General features: G+C 41.8%; 13 protein-coding genes and 1 CRISPR repeat array. Of the genes, 2 read left to right on the top strand and 11 right to left on the bottom strand.

The window, feature by feature from the left end; all coding sequences use genetic code 11:
* Positions 1-41 precede the first annotated feature (41 nt).
* Positions 42-2,780: a cation-transporting P-type ATPase gene (locus RA086_RS00440; protein ID WP_407659040.1), complete on the top strand. Its 2,739-nt coding sequence runs from the start codon at positions 42-44 to the stop codon at positions 2,778-2,780.
* A gap of 172 nt (positions 2,781-2,952) precedes the next feature.
* A CRISPR array of direct repeats spans positions 2,953-5,960; the repeat unit is 36 nt; unit sequence GTTCTTAACCTTATTGATATGACTACTATTCAAGAC.
* A gap of 24 nt (positions 5,961-5,984) precedes the next feature.
* On the opposite strand, the gene csn2 is transcribed toward RA086_RS00440, so the two are convergent.
* The 8 genes from csn2 to RA086_RS00400 all read right to left on the bottom strand — a co-directional run bounded on the left by csn2 (position 5,985) and on the right by RA086_RS00400 (position 16,197).
* Positions 5,985-6,662, bottom strand: coding sequence for a type II-A CRISPR-associated protein Csn2 (csn2, locus tag RA086_RS00435; RefSeq protein WP_308701962.1), 678 nt, complete (start codon positions 6,660-6,662; stop codon positions 5,985-5,987).
* The gene (gene cas2 / locus RA086_RS00430) at positions 6,659-6,964 is read right to left on the bottom strand and encodes a CRISPR-associated endonuclease Cas2 (RefSeq protein ID WP_308701961.1); all 306 of its coding nucleotides are present in this window, start codon (positions 6,962-6,964) and stop codon (positions 6,659-6,661) included. Before cas2 ends, csn2 begins: the two co-directional genes overlap by 4 nt.
* The gene (gene cas1 / locus RA086_RS00425; protein ID WP_308701960.1) at positions 6,942-7,847 is read right to left on the bottom strand and encodes a type II CRISPR-associated endonuclease Cas1; all 906 of its coding nucleotides are present in this window, start codon (positions 7,845-7,847) and stop codon (positions 6,942-6,944) included. Before cas1 ends, cas2 begins: the two co-directional genes overlap by 23 nt.
* A gap of 191 nt (positions 7,848-8,038) precedes the next feature.
* A complete protein-coding gene (cas9, locus tag RA086_RS00420; RefSeq protein ID WP_308701959.1) occupies positions 8,039-12,091 on the bottom strand; it encodes a type II CRISPR RNA-guided endonuclease Cas9 in 4,053 nt (1,350 codons plus the stop codon).
* Positions 12,092-12,306: 215 nt separating this feature from the next.
* Positions 12,307-13,101 (bottom strand): alpha/beta hydrolase, encoded by a 795-nt coding sequence (locus tag RA086_RS00415; protein WP_308701958.1) that lies wholly within the window; start codon positions 13,099-13,101, stop codon positions 12,307-12,309.
* Between the two features lie 134 nt (positions 13,102-13,235).
* Positions 13,236-14,021, bottom strand: a complete 786-nt coding sequence (locus RA086_RS00410) for an alpha/beta fold hydrolase (RefSeq protein WP_308701957.1) — start codon at positions 14,019-14,021, stop codon at positions 13,236-13,238.
* A gap of 32 nt (positions 14,022-14,053) precedes the next feature.
* A complete protein-coding gene (locus RA086_RS00405; RefSeq protein WP_308701956.1) occupies positions 14,054-14,728 on the bottom strand; it encodes a hypothetical protein in 675 nt (224 codons plus the stop codon).
* Positions 14,729-14,835: 107 nt separating this feature from the next.
* Positions 14,836-16,197: an amino acid permease gene (locus RA086_RS00400; protein ID WP_308701955.1), complete on the bottom strand. Its 1,362-nt coding sequence runs from the start codon at positions 16,195-16,197 to the stop codon at positions 14,836-14,838.
* Between the two features lie 228 nt (positions 16,198-16,425).
* Between RA086_RS00400 and RA086_RS00395 the strand changes: the two genes are divergently transcribed.
* On the top strand, positions 16,426-16,881 hold the full coding sequence (locus RA086_RS00395; RefSeq protein WP_308701954.1) for an NUDIX hydrolase: 456 nt from the start codon (positions 16,426-16,428) through the stop codon (positions 16,879-16,881).
* A 52-nt stretch (positions 16,882-16,933) separates the two neighbouring features.
* On the opposite strand, the gene RA086_RS00390 is transcribed toward RA086_RS00395, so the two are convergent.
* The 3 genes from RA086_RS00390 to RA086_RS00380 all read right to left on the bottom strand — a co-directional run bounded on the left by RA086_RS00390 (position 16,934) and on the right by RA086_RS00380 (position 21,873).
* On the bottom strand, positions 16,934-18,529 hold the full coding sequence (locus RA086_RS00390; protein WP_308701953.1) for an HIRAN domain-containing protein: 1,596 nt from the start codon (positions 18,527-18,529) through the stop codon (positions 16,934-16,936).
* Positions 18,530-18,690: 161 nt separating this feature from the next.
* On the bottom strand, positions 18,691-20,088 hold the full coding sequence (locus tag RA086_RS00385; RefSeq protein ID WP_308701952.1) for a flavocytochrome c: 1,398 nt from the start codon (positions 20,086-20,088) through the stop codon (positions 18,691-18,693).
* A gap of 159 nt (positions 20,089-20,247) precedes the next feature.
* Positions 20,248-21,873: a peptide ABC transporter substrate-binding protein gene (locus RA086_RS00380; protein ID WP_308701951.1), complete on the bottom strand. Its 1,626-nt coding sequence runs from the start codon at positions 21,871-21,873 to the stop codon at positions 20,248-20,250.
* Positions 21,874-21,876: the final 3 nt, after the last annotated feature.

The following is a 21,876-nucleotide window of genomic DNA, read 5'->3' as shown; positions in this document are numbered from 1 at the left end:
CCGTTAGAAACTAATAATGATAAACAGGAGTGATTTTTTTAATGATAGATGATAACACCCAGCAGTCGGCTCAAAATGAAACAGCCGAACAAGACGCCATGCCCCCCGATGACCCTAATTTGTGGCAGCTTGATGAACCAGCTTTAGCAACTAAGTACCAGACCGACCCGGAAAACGGGCTATCTGCAGCTGAAGCTGAGCACCGTTTACAACAAGACGGTCGGAATGAACTTGAGACCAAGCGGGTTTCACGCTTCATTCAGTTCATCAAGCAGTTTAATAACAGTATTATTTATATTTTAGCGGCCGCTGCCATTATGACCTTTTTCATGCAGCGGTATTCCGATTCCATCGTTATTGGCTTGGTCATCATTGCAAACGCCATTATTGGCTATGTGCAAGAACGTCAAGCTGGCAATGCTTTGGAGCGGATTCGCGAAATGCTGATCTCAAAAAATTTCGTTATCCGTGATGGGAAAAAGCTCGAAGTCGATGCCCGCGATTTAGTCGTTGGAGACTTAGTTAATTTAGAAGCTGGAGACGCGGTCCCCGCCGATATGCGCTTAATTGCCGCTGATAACTTGAGCGTGCAAGAATCCGTCCTAACCGGTGAAACCAATGCCGTGGAAAAGATCGAAGAACCGATGCCGGCAACCAAACTGGCTTTAGCGGATCGTTTAAACATGGTCTACGCTTCAACCGCGGTAACGAGCGGCTCTGGCTATGGCATTGTCACCGCGACCGCCGAGGAAACGGAAATTGGCCACATTCAACAATCCGTGGGTGAAGTTAAAAATAAACCAACGCCACTAATGCGTAACTTGAACTCCTTAGGGTTTGGGTTGTCAATCGCCATCGTGGTCGCCGCCGTGTTGCTATTCATTCTCGGTATGTTTATGGATACCTATAGCTTGCCAACCTTGTTGATTGCCGTCATTACAATGGTCGTTGGTTCAATGCCTGAAGGTCTGCCAGCTAGTACCTCAGTCGTCTTGGCGATGGGGACACGACAAATGACTAAGAAAAATGTCATCGTGAAGTCACTACCAGCCGTCGAAACGTTGGGCGCCGTCGATATCGTTAATACCGATAAAACTGGGACCTTAACGAAAAATGAAATGACAGTGACCAAAGTCGTGACACCGCACCATTTCTTTGATGTGACGGGCGTTGGCTACGATGATAATGGTGGCGTCAACTTCGAAGGTGCCTTAAAGCTCAACGGTAAAACAGTTGACTGGCATCAAGATAAGAGTATGGCCTGGCTAGTTAACATCGCTGGTCAAACTACCGATGCGGAACTTCATTTTGAAAATAATCGCTGGGAATTGACCGGTGAACCAACGGATGGCGCTTTAACCACCCTCTATCGTAAAATGACCGGTCACGATCCGGAAGTCGCGGAAATTGATTCATTGCCATTTGATTCAGCCTTCCGTTTTTCTGCACGACTCGCTGACATGGACGGTCAACGTTTGCTAATGGTCAAAGGTTCGCCCGCGACCGTGCTACGTTTGACCGACCAAGCACATGATCCCGACTACTGGGAACAGGCTATGAGCGATTTAACCGCAGAAGGCTTGCGCGTGGTGGCCCTCGCCTATCAGGTCGTCGATAACAGTGTTGACACGATTGATGCCAAGCAAATCGGTGGCCTAGAGTTAGCTGGGATGGTCGGTATCATTGACCCGCCGCGTGAAGAAGCGGCGACAGCCATTGCTGAGCTTCGTAAAGCTGGTGTTGAGGTTAAGATGATTACCGGTGACCATCCAGATACGGCGATGGCCATTGCGAACAAGTTAAATCTGGCGCCTCATGTTAAAGCCATCTCTGGCCCAGAAATTGATGCCCTAGATGACGACCAATTGAAAGCTCAAATCGACGACTATAACGTCTTTGCCCGTGCAACTCCTGCTAATAAATTGCGGATTGTCCGTGCACAACAGGCTAATGATCATGTTGTTTCGATGACAGGTGATGGTGTCAACGATGCGCCCGCTTTAAAACAAGCTGATATTGGGGTCGCCATGGGGATTAAAGGAACCGAAGTTGCCAAAGAATCGGCTGATATGGTGCTTGCCGACGATGACTTTGCGGACATCGTCGCAGCGGTACGCGAAGGCCGCCACGTTTTCGATAATATTCGGAAAACGATTCGGTTCTTGCTACCAACCAGTTTTGCTGAAGGCTTAGTGGTCATCATCAGTATTTTGATGGGACATGAGTTACCACTCTACCCAACACAATTGCTCTGGATTAACATGGTTTCCGCGTTAACCATCCAGTTTGCGTTTATCTTCGAACCACCCGAGGCCGGTATCATGGCGCGTGGCCCACGAAACGTTAAAGCTGGCTTATTGTCCAAATTAGACTCCTTCGAAATCGTCTATGTCTCCCTGTTAATTTCAGGCTTAGGTATCTTCGCTTACGACTACCTGACCGCCATTGGATTGCCAAACGTCGTTGGTAGTACGATGTCCTTGAACATCATCATTTTTGGGAAAATTTTCTATCTTTTCAACTTGCGAAACGACCATCCAGTCATTTCCAAGTACTTCTTCCAAAATAAGATGGCGTTTTATATCATTGGAATTCTGATTGTATTGCAGTTGGGGATTATTTACCTACCATTCATGCAATCCGTCTTCCACACGACTAGCATCAACTTTTGGTACGGTTGGGGAATCCCAATCATCGCCGGAATTATTGTGCTAATTGTGACTGAAATTGGAAAATTTATCCGATTCAGATTTATTGATCGTGATGAAGCTTTAGGCTAACAGACGCAAGCTAAAACCCGCTGGGCTCAGTGAATAGACTGAGTTTTAGCGGGTTTTCGTTTACATTGGATTGCTATTCAGAAAACGGCACCTGTAAGATAAGTGCTGTCTTATTGATACGCTTATGACTACTATTCAAGACTGTACCCCACCATTAGTATGAGGAAGTTCGATTCTTAATCTTATTAATATAACTAATATTCAAGACCGGCTTTGCTTATAGAGCAACCAAAAAATCGTTCTTAACCTTATTGATATGACTACTATTCAAGACACATGCCTAAAGATTTACCAACTGAAATTAGTTCTTAACCTTATTGATATGACTACTATTCAAGACAAGACGTACTATCGCTAATGTTACAGACTGGTTCTTAACCTTATTGATATGACTACTATTCAAGACGGCGGCCATTTCGTTATCCTTCATCTTGATGTTCTTAACCTTATTGATATGACTACTATTCAAGACTACTTATTATGCGCTTTACTTAGACGCTGAGTTCTTAACCTTATTGATATGACTACTATTCAAGACGGTTTTACCATCAGCATTCGTATATGGTCAGTTCTTAACCTTATTGATATGACTATTATTCAAGACAATGCCTTCTTTTAATGTTGAACAAATTAAGTTCTTAACCTTATTGATATGACTACTATTCAAGACTTGACCCGCGGCCGCGGCCACCATCTAAGCGTTCTTAACCTTATTGATATGACTACTATTCAAGACCCAGCGACGCTGCGAGGTCGGGGACCGGGGGTTCTTAACCTTATTGATATGACTACTATTCAAGACTTACTAAGCCACGCATACTGTCCGAAGATGGTTCTTAACCTTATTGATATGACTACTATTCAAGACTTCCAAATGCAAAACTTGTTAAATCAAACAGGTTCTTAACCTTATTGATATGACTACTATTCAAGACCCTAATGGGGACCAACCAATCAACACCGTTGTTCTTAACCTTATTGATATGACTACTATTCAAGACGTATGTCGTTATAAGGTGATTGACATTGTAGTTCTTAACCTTATTGATATGACTACTATTCAAGACATAAATATTCATAAGTATCAAAATGCAATTGTTCTTAACCTTATTGATATGACTACTATTCAAGACTACTAAACTTACAACATACCTATAATATGTGTTCTTAACCTTATTGATATGACTACTATTCAAGACGTCCTAAAGATGTTATTGACGTATTACCGGGTTCTTAACCTTATTGATATGACTACTATTCAAGACGCTAGAGCAGACTCAGCGACGGCTTGAACGGTTCTTAACCTTATTGATATGACTACTATTCAAGACGCATCTTGAACAGTTTTACCGGAAAATGACCGTTCTTAACCTTATTGATATGACTACTATTCAAGACTTGAGCAATTGCCCATAAGCTGTCGCCCGAGTTCTTAACCTTATTGATATGACTACTATTCAAGACTCTTACCCTTAGCAACATATTTCTTTCCGTGTTCTTAACCTTATTGATATGACTACTATTCAAGACGTGGATTAGTTCCAATTCAACGTCAGATTGGTTCTTAACCTTATTGATATGACTACTATTCAAGACGGTCGGGTTCCCATGGCACTGTTCCCGTCGGTTCTTAACCTTATTGATATGACTACTATTCAAGACAGTAACTACCTCAGTTTTTTAATTAGTCTAGTTCTTAACCTTATTGATATGACTACTATTCAAGACTGGTGATTTGGATGAAGTCTCTAATTATTTGTTCTTAACCTTATTGATATGACTACTATTCAAGACATAAGCTTCTTCATTTAAACAACCTCTTTTGTTCTTAACCTTATTGATATGACTACTATTCAAGACAGTCTAATGCCATGATGATTACCAAGTCTGGTTCTTAACCTTATTGATATGACTACTATTCAAGACTGGATTTTCATAACCTATTTCAGTACCCCAGTTCTTAACCTTATTGATATGACTACTATTCAAGACGATGGATTCTATCAAGTGAAGACCGAAGATGTTCTTAACCTTATTGATATGACTACTATTCAAGACTAATCAAGAGTAGTTACACAGGTGGTAATGGTTCTTAACCTTATTGATATGACTACTATTCAAGACAACCGAACCAGATTGCTTGGTAATAAATTCGTTCTTAACCTTATTGATATGACTACTATTCAAGACGTTCCGCAATCATCGTTGCCATTATCACTCGTTCTTAACCTTATTGATATGACTACTATTCAAGACGCGAATATGCAACGGAAGACGATGCCGTATGTTCTTAACCTTATTGATATGACTACTATTCAAGACCAATGAGCGCATGGCTGAAATTGAATCTAAGTTCTTAACCTTATTGATATGACTACTATTCAAGACACTTAGGAGGGTGAATCAAATGGCTGCTGGGTTCTTAACCTTATTGATATGACTACTATTCAAGACACTTACCTCCATTAATTTCATGCACAATAAGTTCTTAACCTTATTGATATGACTACTATTCAAGACGATACCCATTTGATGAGTGGGAGGAGAAACGTTCTTAACCTTATTGATATGACTACTATTCAAGACCTGAATTGCGGTATTCCGCTGGTTAAGCATGTTCTTAACCTTATTGATATGACTACTATTCAAGACATAATTTATACATTATTAACATTTACTTAAGTTCTTAACCTTATTGATATGACTACTATTCAAGACGTGACTGGTTGCAGCCGGTCATGGGTATTTGTTCTTAACCTTATTGATATGACTACTATTCAAGACCCCCAATTAATACGATAATCATTTGAACAAGTTCTTAACCTTATTGATATGACTACTATTCAAGACAATATTATTGACCGCAGTGAGAACGATGGTGTTCTTAACCTTATTGATATGACTACTATTCAAGACAATCAAGCAAATTCTCATGCAGATAGCGCAGTTCTTAACCTTATTGATATGACTACTATTCAAGACAACAGATTAACTCTTCTCACGTGGTTGGTGGTTCTTAACCTTATTGATATGACTACTATTCAAGACTAAACAATATTATAAACTGATTCAAGTGTTGTTCTTAACCTTATTGATATGACTACTATTCAAGACATGACGGCGCTTGGCAATTCTCAAGCACCGGTTCTTAACCTTATTGATATGACTACTATTCAAGACCGTCATTTTCACATAAGGATCTAATTAACCCTTGCTACGCCAATCCATAAAATCCTCATCAACGTAGTAATAGTGAGCATCCACGAACTTTTCTACTCTGTTGATTTCTGAGAATTCAATGTTAATAATTGTTACATTTAAATCACTGACTAACTGACTTAAATCGGAAAACTGCTTTTTACTAATATAGTGACTAATATTCGTTAAAACTAGTTGTTTTTTGATTCCAAGTTCCACATGTGTCTGAATTAGCGTCTCCAGTATAGCATACGGATTACCTGTCAATTCGGCTGGAAAACTAAGGCCCACAAACTTCATGATTTTTTCAATATCTGGTAATGAACTGACTTCCAAAGGTAAATCCATTAGAAAACTAATATCCGTTACACCAGATATGACTTCACGACCCCGATCTAACAGCGCTACTTGTTGTTCATCAGTCATCAATGCCATCAAACGTTGTTGAATCTTGCGCATAAATAACTTGTTTAAATCAACTGAGAACATTAAGTCACCATACCAGCTACATTGTTTTCCACAATCTTGTATTTCTAAATCATCATTACTAATTTTAATCGTATCTGCCGAATCTGAAAAGCCACGACAAATATCAAAATACATTTTACTATTACCAACATCAAGAATATTAACCTTGTTGGGCACTATCTTAAATGGCTCAAAAGGATAGTATGTAAGATTCATATGATAATCGTCCTTTCCGCCGAATTTAAAATATCACCACTAGGCTCACCGACAATGTAATGCATTGCTTGATACTGTTTTTCCGTAACCGTCATCGTCTGGACCTTACCACCAGGCGGCGCTAACGGTGTAATGCGTTTTTCAATGAAACCCGCCGTCTTCTTATTGGGACAGATTCGAACATACACCGAATATTGCATCATCAAAAAGCCTTCTTTAATCAATGCTTTTCTAAACCTTCGATAAGATCGTCGTTCTTCAGACGTTTCAACAGGAAGATCAAACATGACCATTAATCGCATGACTCGATACCTCATTAGGAATTATCACCTCAATCTGAATTTCATCCGTTTCGCCACTTAAAAAGTGCAAACAGTTAGCAACATGTTCCTTAATTGCGTTACTCAGGATTTGTTCACGACCATTAAAAACTAGTTGAACACTTAGCAATGAAACCAAACCAATCTTAATATTTTGGGTAAATTCATCAAAATGTTGCTGGCTTACCCATTGATCAATAATTGGCCGGAACGGTTCCATTAAATCTGATCCAAGGTTAAACTCGTTTTCATTATTTACATGATGAATTCCAATACAAGTTAAATATCCATTTGCAACCACAGCGCGGTTCACCAGCGATAATAAGATGGCATAGCCATAATTGAGCGCCGCATTGACTGGATTAAAATCACGCCGATAAAACTCAGAACCAAATAGTATAGTGAAATATTTATTTGCGACCACCGCCTCTCGATTAGTAATATCATTGAGTTCCAACTTATCCAACTCATCAACTAACGATTGTGACTCAAGCTTGTTGAAATCAACAACTTGGATTTGATTTTGAATCTTGCTGCCAATATTTTTAGTCCAAAGATTCGCAATTCGACGCTCTGGCCAAGCAACTTGACGTCGAATCAGATCCGCAGTTCGACGAGTTGGGTAATAATCCGTTGTTTCAGACACTGGATTTCCTTGATGGTCCGTAAAAATTACTTTAGCGTGCTCTTCCGCCAATGCACAAACAGCCCCAGTTGTAATAACTGCCTGTGTCGTTTCCAGCATTAGCAACTGAATATCTCCAACCGGTACAGTATACTTATCCTGATCCGTTTGAATGATCAAACGATTCATCGAATACATGACTTTAGCATGTTGCGTAATCACAATGTTTCGCCATCCCATAATTAAAACCCCCTTGCACTTTCTAAACTTCCATGCTAAACTGCACTTGTATCAATTTTTAACCTTATTGATATGACTACTAGCGTCAAGATCAAACAAGGCATTCATGCCAAGTTTCACCTTTTGAGGTCGTATTCGACCCACTACATATGTATTGCGATGTCACCGTTTTTACGGTGGCATCTTTTTTTCTACAAATCCTTCAGTGCTACTTTTCGTTCAAATAGCCCAGTTGGTGACTGATAAATAATTTCTGCATCTGCTGAAAGTTTTATACCACCCGATAGCATCGTTCTTCCAAAACCAGTGCCCAACCCTAACAAACTCAAATCACCGTTTGAAGCATTAGCATGCAATGTCTTACATATTTCATTTAACACACTGAATTTATCGCTGATATTAACGAGTTTTTTAAATTTAGTATTGCTAGACAACAATTTTTCTCTAAAACTCCGATTCTCAAAAAGTTGGAAATAATCTTGCACTTGATTAATGATTCTATCAAAAACGTCATCTAAATCTGCTGCTGACTTAGTATTTTTATTCAATTTCCGCTGAAACTTCAATGGTAAAATTAACTCTTGTATATTATGATAATCTGTACTAGTTCCAAGTGAGAATCTATGAGTTGCACCTTTAACGTCATCTCGTATTACCTGTTCAAATTTTACATGTGGTAATACAACTTCATAGTCACTGGTTTGAACATTACCCGTCCTCTTATTTACCTTTTGAAATTTAGATTCTAGTAGTTCCGTTAAAGCATGTTTTTCGGAGAAGCCTCTACTTTTTAATCTATTTATCTTAACAATCATCAACGTTGGTACGCCAATTATCCTGTATTCAACACTATTCTTCTTTGTGACCTTAACAATCGCTAAATACGCTGGTGTACCACCAGAATACCCACCATATATAGCCGTATCAAAACCATCCTTCTTTGGGATTAGTTTCTTAGAATTATTATCACTTGCTTTATAGAGTGTTTGGTTAAACATGGCCCCACGGTTTTCAAAGATTTCTCGATTAACTAGGATTCGTTTAAAATTGTAGATTTTTTCAAACATCGCTAGATCACTAGTCTTATTCCAAATTACTTCACCCGTTTCCGGAACAACAATTGGCTCCTGGGCCTTTTCCAACGATCGAATGATATTGAAGTGCTTCATATTAATTGGTAACTTAGCAAACTTTCCATAGACAAAGAACCGTTCCAGCTTTGGATAACGTTTCAATAAATAAGTCCCCAAGAAAGCTGTTAAATAGGCGTCAAACGCATGATGATAATTATTTACTTCCCGTAATTTTGGGAAATCAAACGCAACGCGGAATTGATGTGTCAAATTAGCCTTAACTGAAACAATGGTTGTCTCTGGATACGTTGTATCAATTAAACTAGTAACCAACTTGATAATTTGGCGAGTTTCAACTAATTGGCGATTAACAAAGCCAACAGCATATTTATCAATATCAGTTGATCGCATGGTTAAGTGGCGCAATTTTCGGCTAGAAATCAGGCCCATTTTATGCCATTCGCGCCACTGCCAAGCCATCTTATCGCCGAATCTTTCCATTGCAAAACTATCATTCTTTTCACGATTACCCGTAGCATCCGTCAACACGCGATTATCAAGTGAATCATCTTTAATTAGTGCTTGTGGCAATATATGATCGATGTCATATTCTGATAAGCGGTCAATATTAATTGATTTTCCAGTATAAATATCACGCCCATTTTGCATAAAGTATAGAACTAAACGATCATTAAATTCGGCTTTATCTTTAATCTTTGTCTTCAACTCTTGTTGGACTTGTGAATCCACAATTTCCTTGGCAGAATCTTGATACACGGCCTGTATTTGGCTCGCCCGTGATTGCGTTCGCCGACCTTTTTGACCGCCACCACGCGCTGCTTCAATGAAGACCCAACTAGGTGCTTGACCATGCATCGCTCGTTTAATATCCGCCAAAACTAGCATGACCTCTCGAATGGCTTTCTTATTTTGTGGCGAAGTATATAAGTCATTAATGGCATCTTTCAAATCAGCGTCATCTAAATCTTGTTTGTTAGCAGCTGTAATTTGGCTAGCAACTTCCGCTTGACTACGTAGTTCCATGAAATTATGGTTGGTTTCCCATAGTCCTTCAATAATCGTTCGCCCATTATCATCCTCAAACCCAGTTAAAAGTTTCTTCGACAGTTGTCCCCAACCTCGATAACGAATATGGCTAAGTTGCTTACGTTGATCAGCCGTTAGCCAAGTAATTCTAGCTAGCTTAGTAATAAAAATACCAGTATCTTCAAAAATTGTGGACCATAAAATAATCTTTTCAATATCAGCACGCTTAGTTAAGTCTAGTAAGGCCGTTGGCATGATTTTTTGATAATCAATATAAGTTGATAAAGAACTGTTGAATCGTTTAGGATCTGACAAACCAGTGATACTTGGTGCCGTCGGGTATTCACCAGCAGATACCAAATTATGCTGAATATCTTTCACACTAACAGTTTTTTTCTTCTTAAAGACTTGCTCATACAACCGCTGCTTCTGCTTTAGCGTAATTGGCCAGTCATCAATCTTAATCTTATTCAATTCGTTCAACACGGTAAAGCGCTGATAAATCAAACTCTGTTGTGGTAAGACCTCTTCACCAATTAAATAAGTATCGGTCGTTTGCATCCGTTGAATAAATCTGGTAGCAGACGCCTCACGATCTACCTTTTTATCAAAATTCCATGGCGTAATTAACCCACCTTCTTTGCGGACCATCCAAGCAAATTTAGCATTGGCGCTCGCTTCTTGCTCATCCGCCGTAATCAGAGGGCCTACATAGTAAGGAATCCGAAAACCAACTAATTCGTCCAACTTATATGGAAACTTACCTTGGCGTTTTTTTACAGGATTCTTCTCTGCCAACCAAGGATAATACTGCTTTTGATTGTCAATAATTTGGTCAAGTTCATTTTGTTGAACTTGATAAGGAATTGACCCATTCTGTTTAGTTCTTAATTTGGGTAAATAGTCTTCTTTCGCCATCGCTGCATCAATCTTTGCTGCAAATGTATTGGTTAACAAATCTTGCTTAACAAATTTCCCCAATCGATGATAAAATTCGTCTTGGGTAATCGCTTTGCTTTTCTCACCGGCTATATATTGATCATATGTCGCACGAATTTCACGTCCACGCGCACGATCTGCTTGACTCTTCACATAATCTTTCAGTAACACCAAATCATTAGCATGTTGGTTATATTTTTCCATCATTCTCTGTGAGAAGGTTAACCCTTCTGGAATTAATTGCGCCAAATTAATCGCTGAATACAACTCTGACACCGTTTCTAGTAAGTCCATTGCTGAAGGTTCCAGCTTAGATTCAATTACTGGTAATGCATCTTGCAGATTTCCCATTTCAAATGACCAATCTTTTTTCTCAGCAACATCGATTTCAGTCATAGTGAACGTTGCAACATTTGCTTTATTCCCAGCCAGCGCTTTAGCTAATTCGTTCACAACTGACTTTTGCTGCTTTTTCTGATCGGTGGTCATGCCAGTAGCCAGATACATGAGTGGTACAATTTGTTTTTGCCGATCACTCCGCGACAAATCATTTCGCAACAGAATTGCCTTGATCTGATCAGCTTGGATCACGTTACTAGTCAACGTTAAATCAAGTTCAGGATTAATTCTGGCTATTAAATCGGTGATTTTTGCAAACGCGGTGACTAAGTCTAGCGGAACCGTCTGATAATTAGTCGCATTTCCTGTACGCAAGAAATTTCCCCGATGTTTAACAATATGATGAATAGCCAAATAGATTTCACGAATATCAAATTGCCGTTTTTCAGACATTAGTGCCTGGCGCAAATGATAAATTGTTGGATATGTATCATAAAATTCCTTGTCCGTCTGATTATTAAATAGTGTTTTAGCTAGACCATCATACTGAGAATCTCGTGGTGAAATTGCCGAATATTTGCGCCGTGCAAAAAAATTAGGATCTATTTTACTGATAGGTTCATCAAATATTTCCCGAAGTAATCGTAACCGCCACTTGACTCGACTTAACCGACGACGAGTCGTTCGATACCCACGACGATCAGCCGCAGCTTGGCCTTCTTTGAATAATCGGGCACCAATAGCTACCTTACCTTTAACACGCTTCAACCGGCCATTGCCATCCACTACGGTCCAACCAATCGAATTACTCCCAATATCTAAACCAACACCATATTTTTCAGTCAATTAAAGTCCCCCTTTAGATTGTTAATACGCTCCCTATTATCCCGCATATCACTTGCAACTTGCAACACTAAAATCATTGAATTCACGGCGTTGTAAGCGTTGCCTGTATTTTGTATTAGTCATCGCGATCCAGTGACCAGCCAATCCTTCCTATAATTGTTTCACGTGAAACAAAAAAACAGGCAATCCCCTCAAATGGGATTACCTGCTTACACTTAAATCGTTTTAAAACTTCCCTGTCTCAGCCAATGCATCACCATTGGTAATTGTTGATTCCATAATGGCCAATCATGCCGGCCAGGTAACTCTTTCCAGGTGAATCGGTCACCAAATTGTTCGGCTAATTTAGGCTTAAAAGCGACATCCATAGGTCGTAGCATGTCCTCACTGCCCGTCGTCATCAATACCCGTAACTCAGCCCCAGCATCTGGTAAGCGAGCTAATAAGTAGTCCAAGCTGACCGGTGAATCATGTAGATGTTGACTGTCAAACACACCATCAAAGTCTGGCATGATCGCCGCTTGGTTAACACGAAAACTTGCCAAGTCAGTGACCGGTGACAAGGCCGCCACAGCCGCAAATTTATCTGGCATCGCCAAAGCCCACCGTAGCGCGCCATAGCCACCCATTGAATTACCTACCACAAAATTTTGATTGCGTTCAGCGCTTAATGGAAACATAAACCGCATCCGCGTCGGCAATTCTTCCGTCATAAACGTCCAATAGGCCGGCCCTTGTGGCACATCATTATAAAAGCCACGCTCTGTTTGTGGCATCACGACCGCCACGCGATATTGTGTCGCGAGCGTTTCAATCGCCGTTTGCCGAATCCAAGTCGTTGCATCGCCCCCCAAGCCATGTAACAACCAGATTACTGGTAATGGTTGGTGACCACTACAGAAATCAGCGGCCACCTTGCCGGCTGGATCAAGCGGCTCCGGTAAAATCACTTGTACCGTTACTGAACGTCGCAATGTATTGGAATAAAAATTATTACTATGAATCGACATAAGCTGCCCCCATTTAGAACTCATTTTTGCCTAACTAATTATTAAAATATATTCGAATAAATTATTACATATTTAGTTAACAAATACAACTAAACGCCAATAAAAAAACTGAATCATTTAATGACCCAGCTAATTTACAATAAATTGGTTAAAAATGTGAGCAATATGCGGTTAAATTCGGTCGCTTGTTCAGCCATCACTAAATGACCAGCTTGTGGAATCACAACACTAGTCCCCGCCGCAGTCATTTGCGCCGTGATCGCTGCAAACTCAGGCTTGAATAATGGGGATTCAGCACCTGCAATAATCAAGAGTGGCACCTGTAATTGACGCACGACTTGGCGCCAGTCATGGTCTAAATGATCAATTAAAAGTGGTAACAACGATAGCGAAGAAAATGGCGCGACTATTTCGGTTGCGTCAATTAAGGCAGCGGTATCGTCATCAATAGCCTTAAAAGCGGCATAGCCCAGCGGCCGCTGCCAATAGCGAGGTAATTTTGACCAAACGAGTGGTTTAAGTCCCGTTGACCAACCTGGTGCTGGTAATAATCTTGGCGGTTGATCAACATCCACGATGGCCCGCACCTCTTGATCACCAAATTCGGCAATAAATGCAAACCAAGTTGCCGCACCGAGTGAATGACCCACTAGAACGGGACGTTGAAGCCCTAAAAACGTCATCAGTTCATGTGCGTCTCGGGCTCGGCGCTTCAACGATTGCCCGGTCTGCGTCCGTTGTGACTGGCCTTGACCACGACTATCAAGATTAATCACGCGATAACCTGCCGCGACTAGTACCGGGATTTGGGCACGCCAAATTTCTTTCGCCAAACCGAAACCAGCTAATAGCACCACAGCTGGTCCTTGGCCGTGATCCGAGTACACCAAAGTCACCCGGTCTGAAGTGATGAATCGCATGAGCGGACACGTTCCTTTCGTGAATTGACTAATTAGTCAAAATCAGTTGGTACCATTTTAGTTAATTGTGTTAGCCAAGTTGTCGCTGCCGCATCCGTAGTGGCTAGCGCTTTGTCAGCAAATGGCGTCAATAATTGAGCAACTTTTCCCCAATCAATCTTTTGCGCCGTTACCAAGCTCGCCTGCAAATCAGCAACCTGAGCCGTTGTGATCTGCGCCAGCTGCTGCTGATTCTGCCCGAACAATCCTAACAAACTATTGACCGCTAATTGCTGGCTTAACCGTTCTCGCCATCGCGACGCAGTGATTTGATTAGTAACCTGTAGACGGGATTGTAATGGCACAGCTGGAACTTCTTTTACCAAAAAGTGCTGGAACTCGTCCCAATTTTGATCAATAATCGCATAGCCTTGCCAAGGTAATTGTAAATTAAATTGTTGTAAGGTCTGCTGAGTCACCGTCATTAATGCCCAACGATTGTCCACTTGCGTCGTCGCGACCGCTAACCATTGTGTTAAAAAGTGTTGCATGGTCTTCCGTACGACCGGTCGTTGCTGTTTCCCTTGTGTTAATTGGTAGCGCACTAGTAAGAATGTGGTGACAGTCTTCGGATCAATGACATGATCGGCTTGCGCTTGGTGATGTTGCCGTAGTCGTTTCACCCGCTGACGCCGGCTTGATTTGGCATAATGCCCTTGTTTAACCATTTTAGCTGTCCTCCGAATAGAAGTAATAACCCATTTTAACGCAAATTTTCTCGAAAGAAAAAGCTTGGACAACGAGCGTCCAAACTTTTCAGTTTGCCAACCATTAACTAATCATTGGTTTTAGGTTGGCGATATTTGTGGAAATAAATGACCGTCATCACCGCTAAGAAGACCACGCCAACTAAAATTGAATAGCGTGTTTCTGGATTAACGAACATAAAAACTAATGTCAAGGCCAAAAAGGCTAAGGTCAAATAGTTCGAATAAGGTGATAGCGGCATTTTAAAGGGATGATCTGCCATTTTAGCCACATTTTGCTTACGGAACTCAATTTGACTGATCAAAATTACAACCCACGGCACCATCCCTGGTAGCACGCTGGAACTGTAAACCATCACGAAAATCTCACTGGCATCCTTAAAGAAAATTGGTAAAATAACGTTCAAAACGACCCCAATCAAAATTCCAGTTGAAATTGCGATCACCGCATAAAAGGGCACGCCATGCCGATTTAACAACGTCATTCGGTGTGGTAACTGCTTATTTTCAGCTAAGGTATACGTCATCCGACTCGCACTATAAATACCAGAATTGGTCCCTGATAGCGACGCTGTGATCACGACGAAATTAATAATAGACGCTGCCGCGGTAATCCCAATCTTCGCAAACGTCTGCACGAATGGCGAGCCAATCTGACTGAGCTTATCCCAGGGGTAAATGCTCACAATCACAAAAATTGCCCCAACATAAAAAATCAGGATACGCGCAACCGTCGATCGAATCGCTTTGACCAACGTACTCTGCGGGTTCTCGGCTTCTCCTGCCGTCACACCAATTAACTCAATGCCTTGATAGGAAGCCAACACAATTGCTAGTGCAAACACAAATCCTTTCACACCACCCGTAAAGAAGCCGCCATGCGACCATAAATTACTGATCCCAATCGGCTGACCGTGATTACCAAAACCAAACAGGATCAACCCTAGACCAGCAATGATCATTAAGATAATCGTGACAACTTTGATCAGCGAAAACCAGGTCTCTAGCGTCCCAAACATTTTCACGGAAATAAGATTAGCCACCGCTAAGAAGACGATCGCAATCAGTCCCGGAATCCAGTCTGGCAAATTTGGCCACCAGTAACGGCAATAGCCGCCCAGCGCAATCATTTCACTCATCCCGACAACGACAAATTGGAAAATATTACTCCACGCCGTTAAATAGCCAAACACTGGGTGAATATATTCTGAAGCAAACTTTGCAAACGAGCCGGTATTGGGATCAACATATAACATTTCACCCAAAGCTCGCATGATCAAGTATAAAAATGCCCCCGAAACGATGTACGCAATCAAAACTGACGGTCCGGTCCACTTGATGGTCGAGCTAGACCCCATAAATAGGCCCACCCCAATTGTGCCACCCAATGCAATCATCTGCATTTGGCCCGTACTTAATTTTCTCTGCATAACTTTCTCTCTTTTCATTAATTCAAAGAACGACTTGCAACCACTCGCAAGTTATAACTTTCATCTTAGCTAAAATTTCACTGTGGTGCAAATGATAATTTTCTAATAAACCCAGTTAAAGTCAGGACTCACCGGCGTTACACGGCTATGAGTAGAAGTTCGTCAACATATCTTTACACTAAAGTAACCGTTATACTATAGAAAATAAAAGAAGTGAGGTTACGTTCAATGGCAAATTATATTAAAGAACTACGCGCGTTAGTTGGTCACAAACCGTTGATTTTAAATACGGCGGCCGGTATTTTAGTCAACGATCAACAGCAAGTTTTGCTGAATCTCAGAACGGACACGCATAACTGGAGTTTACCGGGTGGCTACTTGGAATATGGCGAAACCTATGCGACTGCTTGTATTCGTGAATACAAAGAAGACAGCGGCATCGACGTTAAAATTGTCGCCCCCATCGGTATTTTTGATCAGGGTGAGACGACCTACCCTAACGGTGATGTGGTTCAGACCATTACAGAGCTCTTCTTAGTTGAAGCCGTGGGCGGTCATCAATTAGCCCAAGCAACGGATGAAACCATCCGATTAGACTACTTTGATTTTGACCACTTGCCACCTTTACTCAACCAACAAACTGCCGACACCCTCGTTGCGGCAAAAGCATTTCTTAATCGCTAAAAATGAAAAAAGGTAGTGTCCACGATGGTCACCACCTTTTTATTTTGACCAATTAGTCTACATCATTCCAACTATTTAGGAATAGGCTTAACCAATCCAGTTCATCGTCTGGTTGCAGACGCTGCGGATGTTCTGGATTATCAATAATCGCCAAACTCGAAATTGCGGTCAAGGGAACTTGTTGTAGCCCAAAACTGTCAAAATTATAGAAAGCTAGCCAACCAATTTGCTTGGTCTCGTGTTGCCCTAATGGCTCACTGAACAGCTGACAAGGATAGACTGGCAAACTGATGATGCCTTGGTCGGGTGAAAAATAACGCAAGGTACTAATTTCATGATATATTGTCGCATGAATAATCGTTTGTAGTAAGTTGGGAGCCACATCATCGAGACTGCCGGCAACTAATTGTACCCGCTCCCGATAACTTGCCAAAGCATGATAAGCTCGGTCACCCAAAACGGCTCGTATTTTCGCGAGGGTTAAATCACTAATACTTGGGGCTAATTCCCGTCCACCCGGGTAATTAGGCAACGGCGAAACGACTAATGTCGCCAGTTCCTCTCGCGTTAAACTGAGCTGCTGTTGATTAGCCGCTTGCGCGGTGTATGGCAACCAAACATTGGCACTCGGGTAATGTAGTGCCTGCTGCATCGCTGCTTTGACTTGTACAGCCCCAAATGATAACCAACTAACGACAAAGCTAGCCGTTTGATGGGCCGCCACCTGATTGACACGATAAAAAGCTCTTGGTTGCGTGGTATCCGCAATAAAGTTATCATTGGCAGCCAAATAGGTTTTCGCACTCAGGCCAACCACATAAAAACTATCCGAGTTTGCCAACACCACCGCTTGCTCCGTAGCATTCTGCCAAGTTTCGATGACGCTGGTTTCTGCACTCAATTCACAGGTAACTAAGCTTTGATCTGTTACTTCCGACCATTCTGGCGTGACCAAATAGCGTTGGGTGACCGTCAATTGATCATCTGGCGTTAGCCACGGGGTGAGTGGGGTGAGCTGGTAATTAAGTGGTCGACCGTTACTCTTAACGATTAAATTACCCAGTGGTGTCATCAATAACTGCTTAGGTAACGCCGCTGGACTGGTAGTCCTAACCTGTGCTAGTCGTTGCTGAATCTGTAGCGCAGGCGTCTCAGCAACTCCCATCACCCGAAATAAGCATACTTTTAATTTTTGCTCATCCTGATCTAACTGACTAACCTTACCGTACAAGTAGGCGCCTTGATCTAAGAGTTGTGCGTAAGGAGTGTTCTGGTGACGTGACAGATAACCTAATCGAGCATGTCCAAGTGTCCAAACGGAGATCGCCTGCTCATCATATTGGTTATTAGCCTCCCGTTGCAATAAAACGGTCATCCCGTCCGCTAAGTCGGCCAGGGTGGCTTGAATATCAGATACATAGTGTTCACCCACAACCGTCACCGTCGCCAATACTTGATCAGTAATCGCCGGTGAGTTAGTTGGCTCAAGTTCAGCTATCTGAACAATTTCAGCTGTTTCAATAACTTCCACTAAAGCATCCGTTTGTAATTGTTTGGCTAAACAGTGTTGTCCTTGATCAATGATCGCCAAAACTTGATATCGGACTCCCGATTGTAGTAAAACCTGCGACCCGATGGTTAATTTCATGACCGCCCCACCCCCTTGTATTTATGGTTAATTATAGCCTACTTTTGTCAGATAATGAAAGCCTTCTCAGGTATCATAAAAAAACGAGGCTAAAAAATCCGACAGATTGCCTTGTCGGATTTTTTCTTGATTTTATTCAGAATTTTTAACTTTAGTTGACACTATTTTAATGTCGATAAATAACGATAAACTTGTTGCCCAGCTTGACGTCCGAAGACAACCGTCTCAGCAATGGAATTACCCCCGATTCGGTTATTACCATGTAGCCCACCAGCAATTTCACCAGCGGCATATAGCCCAGGAATAACCTGATCTGTTGTGGAAACCACTTGCGTCGTGGGCTTAACTTTGACACCACCCATCGTGTAATGGACCGCGGGGGCAATATGAATGGCATAAAATGGTCCCTTGGCTAAGCCATGGGCCATCCCAGTCGTCCGACCGAATTCAGTATCAGCTTGTGCCGTAACGGCTTGATTCCATTTGGCGACCGTTGTAGTCAGCTGTGAACTTGGCATATCAATTTTTTCAGCTAGTTCAGCCAAACTCGACCCCGTAACCACTAAGCCAACTGAGTCATAGAAGTTGATGGCGGGGACCCGGTCACGAACCGCTTGATCTAAGATCAAATAAGCGTGTTTCGTTGGGAGTTGATCAATAGCCGCAGTAACGGCTTTACGCGTTGTCAATTCATTAACAAATCGTTGACCCATGGCATTAACCAAAATAGCACCTTCACCACGCACAGCTTCACCAATCAAAAAAGCATGCGCCGTATCTTGTTGTACCGTTGGGTGGACTTGAATTTGAGTCATGTCAACCAAAGCAGCCCCTACTTGAGTCGACAAATTAATGCCATCACCCGTCGCACCCGGTTGATTGGTGGTTCGATAACCCTTCAAGTCTGGTCGATATTTAGCAATCAATTCAGGATTAGCGCCAAAACCACCGGTCGCTAAAATGACTGCCGGTGCGCTTATTTGCCGCTGATGACCATCGGCTAATTCAACGGTCAGGCCGGTCACTTTGCCAGCCGTTTGTAACAGTCGCGTGACGGTCGCATTAGTGACCAATGGCAATTGGTCCGCGGCCACTAGTTTCAACAATTCTGTGACTAAAAAGCTCCCAATTGGCGCAAGACTACTTGGTCGATGAGTCCGCTTGACCCGCATCCCACCAGTAATCGTCAAGTCGTCCAATTCGATACCATGAGCCGCTAACCAATCAATTGCCAAGGCTCCGTGTGAGGTAAAATAATCCAACATCGCAGGATCGTTTTTTTCACCGCCGCCCACGAATGTTTCATGATAAAAGTCAGCGTAACTATCGACCACGTGGTGTTTAAGCTGTACGAATGTTTCTGCCGCGTTCATCCCCGATGAAGCGCGAGTCGTATTGCCGCCAATCTTGGGCATTTTTTCTAAAATAAGTGGTTTCAAGCCTAACTCATGGGCTTGAATTGCACTCACTAATCCAGAACTACCAGAACCGATAATGATCACGTCATATTGATCCTTCAAAGCCGTTGGTGCGGTTGCTTCAAATTGAAACTTAGCCATGTTTTCTCCCCATTTCTTCACTAAATCCGATCAAGTTATCCAGATGTTTCACGTGAAACATTTTTGTTAAGTCTTATTCTACTGGTTTAGAATCAAAATAAACACCCTAAACTCAAAAACGACTCTGGCTAGTAGTCAGAGTCGTTTTGAACAACTTGATTATTTCCAATACGCATAACGATACAAGGCGTCCCGTAACAAGGTAAAATGAACGCCGCCGACCTTACTACTGATCAAATGAGCCGCAGCGGTTTGATATAAAGGCGTGACCCCCTGCTTTTCAGCAACCAATTTAGCTGCTTGTTGCATACTCTGATATCGCGTTGTTTTGGACTGTGTTCCAGCCGTAATCGTGGTAATGAGCTTTTCATAATCAGCATCTTGAAACTTGCCAAAATCAACTGAATTTGTGATTGAAGCTTTATTTAAGAAATCAATTGGATCTTGGAAATCACTTGACCAAGCCAAGGTTGCAAAATCAAAATTACCTTTGCTTAACGTTGAGATTTCATTAGTCAATGGCACCGACTTTACATTAACCTTGACACCGGTGAGGTTCTTTTCAATTGCCGCCTGAATAAACTCGGCAACAGACTTATTCACATCATTATCATTCGTTAATAATTGTAACGTCAGCTTGTGCTTGCCTAGACTGGCCTGCGCCTTTTGCCAGTATTGTTTGGCTTTGGTTGGACTATAAGAATATAAATTGCCGGTATCGGTATTGAAATCTTGACCAGTACTTGGATTCTTAGTATTTCCCGTTGGCACTAATGACGTCGCTGGCGTTGAGCCATCTTTCAAAACATCTTTCACAAGTGAGTTACGGTTCAAAGCATAGCTGACCGCTCGCCGTAGATCAGCATTCTTAGTTGCGGTGCGTTTATTATTCCAAGGCATAAAGTAGAGCTGATTGAGCTTAGTAATCGTTAAATCGTGCTTCAAGGCACCTCGTTTGGCACTCGCAACTTGAGTCCCAGTAATTTGTGTGACTTGAACGGCATTACTTTCAAATAAGTTCTGGGCGGTACTATTTGTTTTAACCGTTTCAACTTTCACATTTTTGATGGCAACATCGGCATGATCATAATAATAGGGATTCTTGACATACTTCCAAGTATCGCCGGTACCATCCCAACCCTTCAAAACATACGGGCCATTCGACAATGTCTTGGCGGCTGAAGTACCATATTTATTCCCATATTTTTCGGTAAAGCTTTGACTTAAAGGATAAATTTCGGTGGCTAAACGGTAATTGAAATAAGGGACCTTTTGAGTCAAGGTTAATTGCAATTTATACTTACCTAAAGCCTTAGCACCCAACGTTTTAACTGATTTTTTACCCGCTGTAATTGCTGTTGCATTTTGGATTTCGGCCACATGTCCCACTTCTTGCGACTTGGTCTTAGGATCAACCTGCCGTCGTAATGAATAAACAAAGTCAGCTGCGGTGACTTTTTGACCATTGGACCACTTCGCATTGTGCCGGAGGGTAAAAGTATAAGTCTTACCACCGTTCGTCGGCTTCACAATTTTTGTGGCAATCGCAGGCACAACTTTACCCTTTTGAGTCGTTGTGTAGAGTCCTTCCATAAACTGGGCAATAGCCGCCTGACTGGCAATATCGTCAGCTTTATTAGGATTAGCCGTCGCAATCGCTTGTGATGCCGTCACCGTTAATGTTTTATTCTTAGCTTGCGACCCGGTCTGATTCCCACAGCTTGCTAACATTAAGCCTAAAGTAATCAAGCCTAACCCACTGAGCCATTTTTTGGTTGTTTTCATTCA

Origin of the sequence: Lactiplantibacillus brownii (assembly GCF_031085375.1) — a bacterium.
Lineage (GTDB): Bacteria > Bacillota > Bacilli > Lactobacillales > Lactobacillaceae > Lactiplantibacillus > Lactiplantibacillus brownii.
This window is presented reverse-complemented; position numbering and strand designations above follow the sequence as displayed.

Coding starts and splice junctions, on each gene's coding strand:
- RA086_RS00440 (WP_407659040.1), top strand. CDS start 42: ATGATAGATGATAACACCCAGCAGTCGGCTCAAAATGAAACAGCCGAA.
- csn2 (WP_308701962.1), bottom strand. CDS start 6,662: ATGAATCTTACATACTATCCTTTTGAGCCATTTAAGATAGTGCCCAAC.
- cas2 (WP_308701961.1), bottom strand. CDS start 6,964: ATGCGATTAATGGTCATGTTTGATCTTCCTGTTGAAACGTCTGAAGAA.
- cas1 (WP_308701960.1), bottom strand. CDS start 7,847: ATGGGATGGCGAAACATTGTGATTACGCAACATGCTAAAGTCATGTAT.
- RA086_RS00415 (WP_308701958.1), bottom strand. CDS start 13,101: ATGTCGATTCATAGTAATAATTTTTATTCCAATACATTGCGACGTTCA.
- RA086_RS00410 (WP_308701957.1), bottom strand. CDS start 14,021: ATGCGATTCATCACTTCAGACCGGGTGACTTTGGTGTACTCGGATCAC.
- RA086_RS00405 (WP_308701956.1), bottom strand. CDS start 14,728: ATGGTTAAACAAGGGCATTATGCCAAATCAAGCCGGCGTCAGCGGGTG.
- RA086_RS00400 (WP_308701955.1), bottom strand. CDS start 16,197: ATGCAGAGAAAATTAAGTACGGGCCAAATGCAGATGATTGCATTGGGT.
- RA086_RS00395 (WP_308701954.1), top strand. CDS start 16,426: ATGGCAAATTATATTAAAGAACTACGCGCGTTAGTTGGTCACAAACCG.
- RA086_RS00390 (WP_308701953.1), bottom strand. CDS start 18,529: ATGAAATTAACCATCGGGTCGCAGGTTTTACTACAATCGGGAGTCCGA.
- RA086_RS00385 (WP_308701952.1), bottom strand. CDS start 20,088: ATGGCTAAGTTTCAATTTGAAGCAACCGCACCAACGGCTTTGAAGGAT.
- RA086_RS00380 (WP_308701951.1), bottom strand. CDS start 21,873: ATGAAAACAACCAAAAAATGGCTCAGTGGGTTAGGCTTGATTACTTTA.